This is a genomic window from Thiemannella venezuelensis, assembly GCF_014203605.1.
GTDB lineage: Bacteria > Actinomycetota > Actinomycetes > Streptosporangiales > Streptosporangiaceae > Planomonospora_A > Planomonospora_A venezuelensis.
On the sequence record NZ_JACHJJ010000024.1, the window covers coordinates 136708 to 144610 of the forward strand.

Annotated in this window: 7 protein-coding genes; all 7 read left to right on the plus strand. The window is 72.0% G+C overall.

Annotation, left to right across the window (positions count from 1 at the left end):
* Positions 1-8 precede the first annotated feature (8 nt).
* Positions 9-1157, plus strand: a complete 1149-nt coding sequence (locus FHS22_RS29050; protein WP_221474260.1) for an acetylornithine transaminase — start codon at positions 9-11, stop codon at positions 1155-1157.
* Positions 1150-2076, plus strand: a complete 927-nt coding sequence (gene argF, locus FHS22_RS29055; protein WP_184946837.1) for an ornithine carbamoyltransferase — start codon at positions 1150-1152, stop codon at positions 2074-2076. Before FHS22_RS29050 ends, argF begins: the two co-directional genes overlap by 8 nt.
* On the plus strand, positions 2073-2648 hold the full coding sequence (locus FHS22_RS29060) for an arginine repressor (RefSeq protein ID WP_260408392.1): 576 nt from the start codon (positions 2073-2075) through the stop codon (positions 2646-2648). The genes argF and FHS22_RS29060 overlap by 4 nt, the downstream gene beginning before the upstream one ends.
* Positions 2645-3844 carry an argininosuccinate synthase gene (locus FHS22_RS29065; RefSeq protein WP_184946839.1) on the plus strand — a complete coding sequence of 400 codons (1200 nt, stop codon included), beginning with the start codon at positions 2645-2647 and terminating at the stop codon, positions 3842-3844. The genes FHS22_RS29060 and FHS22_RS29065 overlap by 4 nt, the downstream gene beginning before the upstream one ends.
* A 119-nt stretch (positions 3845-3963) precedes the next feature.
* Positions 3964-5361, plus strand: a complete 1398-nt coding sequence (gene argH, locus FHS22_RS29070) for an argininosuccinate lyase (RefSeq protein WP_184946870.1) — start codon at positions 3964-3966, stop codon at positions 5359-5361.
* The gene (locus FHS22_RS29075; protein ID WP_184946841.1) at positions 5343-6041 is read left to right on the plus strand and encodes a DNA-3-methyladenine glycosylase; all 699 of its coding nucleotides are present in this window, start codon (positions 5343-5345) and stop codon (positions 6039-6041) included. Before argH ends, FHS22_RS29075 begins: the two co-directional genes overlap by 19 nt.
* A 184-nt stretch (positions 6042-6225) precedes the next feature.
* Entirely contained in the window at positions 6226-7485 is a 1260-nt protein-coding gene (tyrS, locus tag FHS22_RS29080; RefSeq protein WP_184946843.1) for a tyrosine--tRNA ligase, read from the plus strand.
* The last annotated feature ends 418 nt before the right edge of the window (positions 7486-7903 follow it).

Below are 7903 nucleotides of genomic sequence, written 5' to 3' on the forward strand. Positions count from 1 at the left end.
CCGCCTTCATGCCCAACTACGGCGTGCCCCCGGTGGCGCTGGCCCGCGGCGAGGGCTGCACGGTCTGGGACGCCGACGGCGCCGAGTACCTCGACCTGATCGGCGGCATCGCGGTCAGCTCCCTCGGCCACGCCCATCCCGCCCTGGTCGAGGCCGTCTCCCGCCAGGTCGCCACGATCGCGCACACCAGCAACCTGTTCCTGCACGAGCCCGAGGTGCTGCTCGCCGAGCGGCTGATCGGCCTGCTCGGCGGGCAGGGCCGGGTCTTCCTGGCCAACTCCGGCACCGAGGCCAACGAGTGCGCCTTCAAGCTGGCGCTGAAGTACGGCAAGAGCACCGGCCGGACCTACTTCGTCGCCGCGGAGAACGCCTTCCACGGCCGGACCATGGGCGCGCTCTCGCTGACCGGCAAGCCCTCGATCCGCGACCAGTTCGGCCCGTTCCCGGTCGACGTCCGGTTCGTCCCGTACGGCGACGCCGACGCGCTCAAGAACGCCGTCACCGACGAATGCGCCGCCGTCTTCCTGGAGCCCACCCAGGGCGAGGCCGGGGTCGTGCCCCCGCCGGACGGCTACTTCCGGGCCGCCAGGGAGATCTGCACCGCGGCCGGGGCGCTGCTGGTCGCCGACGAGATCCAGTCCGCCATCGGCAGGACCGGCCACTGGTTCGCCCACCAGCACGAGGGCGTGCTGCCCGACATCCTGACCCTGGCCAAGGGCCTGGGCGGCGGCCTGCCGATCGGCGCCTGCATCGGCTTCGGCGAGGCCGGAACCATCTTCGCCAAGGGCGACCACGGCTCCACCTTCGGCGGCAACCCCGTCGCGGCGGCCGCCGCGCTCGCCGTACTCGGCACCATCGAGAGCGACGGACTGCTGGAGCACGTCCGCGCCGTCGGCGCGCAGCTCGCGGGCGACATCGCCATGGTCGAGCACCCGCTGCTCGCCGGCGTGCGCGGCCGGGGCCTCTGGCTCGCCCTCGTGCTCACCGCCGACCGCTCCGCCCGGGTCCAGGCCGCCGCGCAGCGGGCCGGGTTCCTGGTCAACGCCCTCCAGCCCGACGCGGTACGGCTCGCGCCCCCGCTCGTCATCACCCCCGAGCAGGCCGCGGCGTTCACGGCCGCACTCCCCGCGATCCTCGACGAGGCCTCCCGTGACTAGACACTTCCTCAAGGACGACGACCTGACGCCCGCCGAGCAGGCGCAGGTGCTCGACCTGGCCGACGCGATGAAGAAGGACCGGTTCGCCTACCGGCCCTTCGAGGGGCCGCAGACCGTCGCCGTCCTGTTCGACAAGAACTCCACCCGCACCCGCATCTCCTTCGCCGTCGGCATCGGCGAGCTCGGCGGCCTCCCGCTGGTGATCGACGCCGGCTCCTCCCAGATGGGCCGGGGCGAGTCCGTCGAGGACACCGCCCGGGTGCTGGAGCGCCAGGTCGCGGCCATCGTGTGGCGGACGTCGGGGCAGGAGAGGATCGAGGCCATGGCCTCCGCCTCCTCCGTCCCCGTGGTCAACGCCCTCACCGACTCCTACCACCCCTGCCAGATCCTCGCCGACCTGCAGACGGTCCGCGAGCGCTTCGGCAGGACCGCCGGGCTCACCCTGGTCTACTACGGCGACGGCGCCAACAACATGGCCCACTCCTACCTGCTCGGCGGCGCCACTGCCGGGATGCACGTGCGGATCTGCGCGCCCGAGGGCTACCTGCCCGACCGGGGGATCCTGGCCCGGGCCGCGGAGATCGCCGAGGAGACCGGCGGCAGCGTCTCGGTGCTCGGCGACCCGCTCGCCGCCGCCGGCGGAGCCCAGGTGGTCGCCACCGACACCTGGGTCTCCATGGGACAGGACGGCAAGGACGAGCGCGTCGCCGCGCTCATGCCGTACCAGGTGAACGCCGCCGTCATGGACGCCGCCGCGGACGACGCGATCGTGCTGCACTGCCTGCCCGCCTACCGGGGGCTGGAGATCACCGCCGAGGTCATCGACGGCCCGCAGAGCCTCGTCTGGGACGAGGCGGAGAACCGCCTGCACGCCCAGAAGGCCGTGCTGCACTGGCTGGTCACCGAGGCCTCGCGATGATCCCCATGACCAAGGCGGCCCGCCAGGCGCGGATCGCCGAGCTGCTGCAGCGCCAGGCCGTGCGCTCCCAGCCCGAGCTGGCCAAGCTCCTGGCCGAGAGCGGGGTCGAGGTCACCCAGGCCACCCTCTCCCGGGACCTGGACGAGCTCGGCGCGCTCAAGCTCCGCGCCGAGGACGGCTCCCTGGTCTACGCCCTGCCGGGCGAGGGCGGCGGGCGCATCCCGCTGGCCAGGCTCGGCACCGGGGAGTCCCCGGCCGCCCGGCTCGGCCGGCTCACCGAGGAACTGCTCGTCTCCGCCGAGGCCTCGGCCAACCTGGTGATCGTCCGCACTCCGCCGGGCGCCGCGCAGTTCCTGTCGTCGGCCATCGACCACGCGGACTGGGAGGCCATCCTCGGCACCGTGGCCGGGGACGACACGATCCTCGTCGTCACCCGGGACCCGGCGGGCGGTGCGTCGGTCGCCGAGGCGCTGCTGCGCCACGCCGACCGGCGCGGCCAGCCCGCGCCCGGCGGGCCCGCCCCAGCCGTATCACGAGACCTGAACGAAAGACCTTTGGAGCAAGAATCATGACTGACCGTGTCGTACTGGCCTTCTCCGGGGGCCTCGACACCTCGGTGGCCATCCCGTTCCTCGCCGAGAAGACCGGTGCCGAGGTCATCGCCGTGGCCGTCGACGTCGGCCAGGGCGGCGAGGACATGGAGGTCATCCGGAAGCGGGCCATCGACTGCGGTGCGGTCGAGTCCGTCGTGGTCGACGCCCGCGAGGAGTTCGCCGCCGACTTCTGCGTGCCCGCCCTGCAGGCCAACGCCCTCTACATGGACCGCTACCCGCTGGTCTCCGCGCTGTCCCGGCCGCTGATCGTCAAGCACCTGGCCGCCGCGGCCAAGGAGTTCGGCGGCACGCACGTCTCGCACGGCTGCACCGGCAAGGGCAACGACCAGGTCCGCTTCGAGGCCGGCCTGGCCGCGCTCTTCCCCGAGCTGAAGGTCGTCGCCCCGGCCCGCGACTACGCGTGGACCCGCGACAAGGCCATCGCCTACGCCGAGGAGAAGAACCTCCCGATCGAGACCACCAAGAAGAACCCCTACTCGATCGACCAGAACATCTGGGGCCGCGCCGTCGAGACCGGCTTCCTGGAGGACATCTGGAACGGCCCCGTCGAGGACGTCTACTCCTACACCGCCGACCCGGCCGAGCCGCGCGAGGCCGACGAGGTCGTCATCAGCTTCGTCAGGGGCGTCCCGGTGGCGCTGGACGGGCGGCACCTGACCCCGTTCCAGGTCATCTCCGAGCTGAACCGGCGCGCCGGCGCCCAGGGCGTCGGCCGGCTCGACATGGTCGAGGACCGGCTCGTCGGCATCAAGTCCCGCGAGATCTACGAGGCGCCCGGCGCCATCGCGCTCATCACCGCGCACATGGAGCTGGAGAACGTCACCGTCGAGCGCGACCTCGCCCGGTTCAAGCGCTCGGTGGATCAGCGCTGGGGCGAGCTCGTCTACGACGGCCTCTGGTTCTCCCCGCTGAAGAAGGCGCTCGACGTCTTCATCGCCGAGGCGCAGGAGCACGTCACCGGCGAGATCCGGATGACCCTGCACGGCGGCCGGGCCACCGTCACCGGCCGGCGCTCCGAGGCGTCGCTGTACGACTTCAACCTCGCCACCTACGACACCGGCGACACCTTCGACCAGTCCCTGGCCAAGGGCTTCGTCGAGCTGTGGAGCCTGCCCTCCAAGATCGCCGCCGCCCGGGACGCCAGGCTGGGCTGAACGGATGACGGATGTCCCCCGGATCTGCGCCCAACCTGGGCGCGGGACCCGCCGGACATCCTTTAGGGTCGCGGATTGAACTGGGAGGGAGAACGACGGTGACTGATGGTGGCAAGCCGATGCGGCTGTGGGGCGGCCGGTTCGAGGGAGGACCGGCCGACGCGCTGACCCGGCTCTCGGTGAGCGTGCACTTCGACTGGCGGCTGGTGCCGTACGACCTGCTGGCCTCGCGCGCGCACGCCAGGGTGCTGCACCGCGCCGGGCTGCTCACCGAGGACGAGCTGGGACGCATGATCGGCGCCCTGGACGACCTGGAGCAGGCCTGCAAGTCGGGTGAGTTCCGGCCGACCGTGGCCGACGAGGACGTGCACACCGCGCTGGAGCGCGGCCTGCTGGAGCGCCTGGGCACACTCGGCGGCAAGCTCCGCGCAGGCCGGTCCAGGAACGACCAGGTCGCCACCGACCTGCGGCTGTACCTGCGCGACCACGTCAGGACCATCGTGTCCCGGCTGGTCGAGGTGGAGACCGCGCTGATGAACCAGGCCGAGGAGCACGCGGAGACGGCGGCCCCCGGCATGACGCACCTGCAGCACGCGCAGCCGGTCTCCTTCGGCCACCAGCTGCTGGCGCACGTGCACGCCTTCGCCCGCGACATCGACCGGCTGCGCGACTGGGACCGGCGCGCCGCCGTCTCCCCGCTCGGCTCCGGTGCGCTGGCGGGCTCGTCCCTGCCGCTGGATCCGCAGGCCGTCGCGGCCGAGCTGGGCTTCGACTCGGCCGCGCCGAACTCGATGGACGCCGTCGCCGACCGCGACTTCGCCGCCGAGTTCCTGTTCTGCGCCGCGATGATCGGCACGCACCTGTCGCGGCTGGGCGAGGAGATCGTCCTGTGGGCCTCGCAGGAGTTCCGCTGGATCGAGATGGACGACGCCTACTCCACCGGCTCGTCGATCATGCCGCAGAAGAAGAACCCCGACGTCGCCGAGCTCGCCCGCGGCAAGAGCGGACGCCTCATCGGCAACCTCATGTCGCTGCTCACGACGCTCAAGGGCCTGCCGCTGACCTACAACCGCGACCTGCAGGAGGACAAGGAGCCGGTGTTCGACTCCGTCGACACCCTGCTGCTCGTCCTGCCGGCGGTGGCGGGACTGGTCTCCACCATGCGGGTCAACACGGCCAAGCTGGAGGCCTCGGCCCCCGACGGGTTCGCCCTGGCCACCGACCTGGCCGAGCTGCTGGTCCGCAGGGGCGTGGCGTTCCGCGAGGCCCACGAGGCGGTCGGCCACCTGGTGGTCTGGTGCCAGGTCAACGACAAGGACTTCGGCGAGCTCACCGACGAGGAACTGGCCAAGGTCTCGCCGCACTTCACGCCCGACTCGCGCGAGGTGCTCTCGGTGCCCGGCGCGCTGGCGGCCCGCAAGGCCCACGGCGGCACGGCTCCCGACCGGGTCCGCGACCAGCTCGCCGCCCTGCGCGAGGCCGTCGACGTCCAGGCCGCATGGGCGAGCGGAAGCTGACCTCCCCGCCGCTGGACCGCGCGTTCTTCGACCGGCCCGCGCACGAGGTCGCCCCCGACCTGCTGGGGCGGGTGCTCGTGCACGGACCGGTCGCGCTGCGGCTGACCGAGGTCGAGGCGTACGGCCTGCCGGGGCAGGATCCCGCGGCCCACACCTACCGGGGGCTGACGCCGCGCAACGCGGTGATGTTCGGGCCGCCGGGGCACGTGTACGTCTACTTCACGTACGGCATGCACTTCTGCGCCAACCTGGTCTGCCTGCCCGAGGGGATCGGCTCGGGCGTGCTGCTGCGGGCCGGGGAGGTGGTCGCCGGGATCGAGACGGCCCGGGCACGCAGGAGCACGGGCCGCGCCGAACGTCTTCCCGCGGCGCGGGACCTGGCCCGCGGGCCCGCACGCCTGGCGGTGGCGCTCGGCTTCACCCGCGAGCACAACGGGCTCGACGCCTGCGCACCCGGAGGGAACGGCCCGTCCGGCCCGGCGGGGGTCCCCGGGGCGGACCGGTCGCGGACCGGGCCTCTGGCCGTGCTGGAAGGGGAGCCTCCCCGGGCGGACCTGATCAGGTCGGGGCCGCGCACCGGGGTCGCGGCGGGCAAGGAGACGCCGTGGCGTTTCTGGATCGACGGAGATCCCACGGTCTCGCCGTACCGGGCGCACGTACCGCGCCGCCGGACCTCGTGACCGCCGGTCGCGCCCGGAGCCGCGGCCCGCGGGGCGGCGGCGGGCCGACGTCGATCCGGCCATCGCGCCGCCGGGCCTGTCCGTCCCCGTCGGGGCGGGTTCCGAGTGGCGAAACGGTGCCGCGATCGGGCAGGCTGTACGGCGAAGCCGTACATGACCCTCAGAGCATTGGAAAGCAAGGATCGTGACCGACATTCTGGATGACCTCGCCTGGCGCGGCCTGATCGCGCAGTCCACCGACATCGACGCCCTGCGTGCGGCGATGGCCGAGGGTCCGATCACGGTCTATTGCGGCTTCGACCCGACCGCGCCCTCCCTCCACGTCGGCAACCTGGTCCCGCTGCTGACCCTGGCCCGGCTGCAGAAGGCCGGCCACCGCGCCATCGGCCTGGTGGGCGGGGCGACCGGCCTGATCGGCGACCCGAGCGGCAGGAGCACGGAACGCTCGCTCAACTCCTCCGAGGTCGTGGCCGAGTGGGTCGCACGGATCCGGGTCCAGGTCGAGAAGTTCCTGGACCTCTCCGACGAGTCCCGCGGGTTCATGGTCAGCAACCTCGACTGGACCGAGGGGATGTCCGCGATCGCCTTCCTGCGCGACGTCGGCAAGCACTTCCCGGTCAACCGCATGCTCGCCCGCGAGTCGGTCTCGGCCCGGCTGGGCGGGGACGGGCTCAGCTACACGGAGTTCAGCTACCAGATCCTGCAGGCCAACGACTACCTGGAGCTGCACCGGCGGCACCGGTGCTCGCTGCAGATCGGAGGCAGCGACCAGTGGGGCAACATCACCGCGGGCACCGACCTCATCCGCCGGGTGACCGGTGAGCACGTGCACGCGCTGACCGTGCCGCTGATCACCAAGGCGGACGGCACCAAGTTCGGCAAGACCGCCGGTGGCGCCGTCTGGCTCAACCCCGAGATGACCTCGGCGTACGCGTTCTACCAGTTCTGGCTGAACGCAGACGACCGTGACGTGGTGAAGTTCCTCAAGATCTTCAGCTTCAGGTCCCGGGAGGAGATCGAGGAGCTGGAGAAGGCCGCCGCCGAGCGCCCCGCGGCACGCGAGGCGCAGCGCGCGCTGGCGGAGGAGTTCACCACGCTGCTGCACGGGGCGGACGAGTGCGCCGCGGTGATCGCGGCCTCGGCGGCGCTGTTCGGCAGGGGAGCGCTGGACGAACTGCCCGCGCACACGCTCGGGGCCGCGCTGGCGGAGGTGCCGCGCGCGGAGGTGCCGGCGCTGGGCGCATCGTTCGTCGACCTGCTCGCGGAGAGCGGTCTGGTGAAGTCGAAGTCCGAGGCCCGCCGCGCCGTCAAGGAAGGCGGGGCCTACCTCAACAACGGCAAGGTGACCGACGAGTCCTACGTGCCGACCGCCGACGACCTGCTGCACGGCCGCTACCTGGTCCTGCGCCGCGGGAAGACGTTCGGCGCGGTCGAGGTCGTCTGATCAGGGCTCCGATCGTCCGGTACGGCGAGCGCCCCGGCTTCGGCCGGGGCGCTCTGCCGTTCCGAACGGTAACGTTCTGGTGGCGAAGGACGGCCCGCCTGCCCCGAAAGCCGGGATGACCTGCGGATTCGGCTGCAGCGGTTGATTTGACGGGGATTCGCGGGCGACCTATGGTTTCCAGGTGCCCGGGAGCGAGCCGGACGCCTGAGACGGCGGACGGGCCCCAGGGCCGATCCCCTCCTGAACGAACCTCGGCGTTCGGTCGTTGTGCTGTCACCGGAAAATCGGTTGATTGGACAACGAGTGAATGGCACGGTAAGTTAGAAGGGTTGCTCCGGAGACGGGGTGGTCGCGATCCGGATGGATCGCCCGAAACGGGTCAGGTTGACACGAATCGGGCGGATCTGCTAGGATAGTG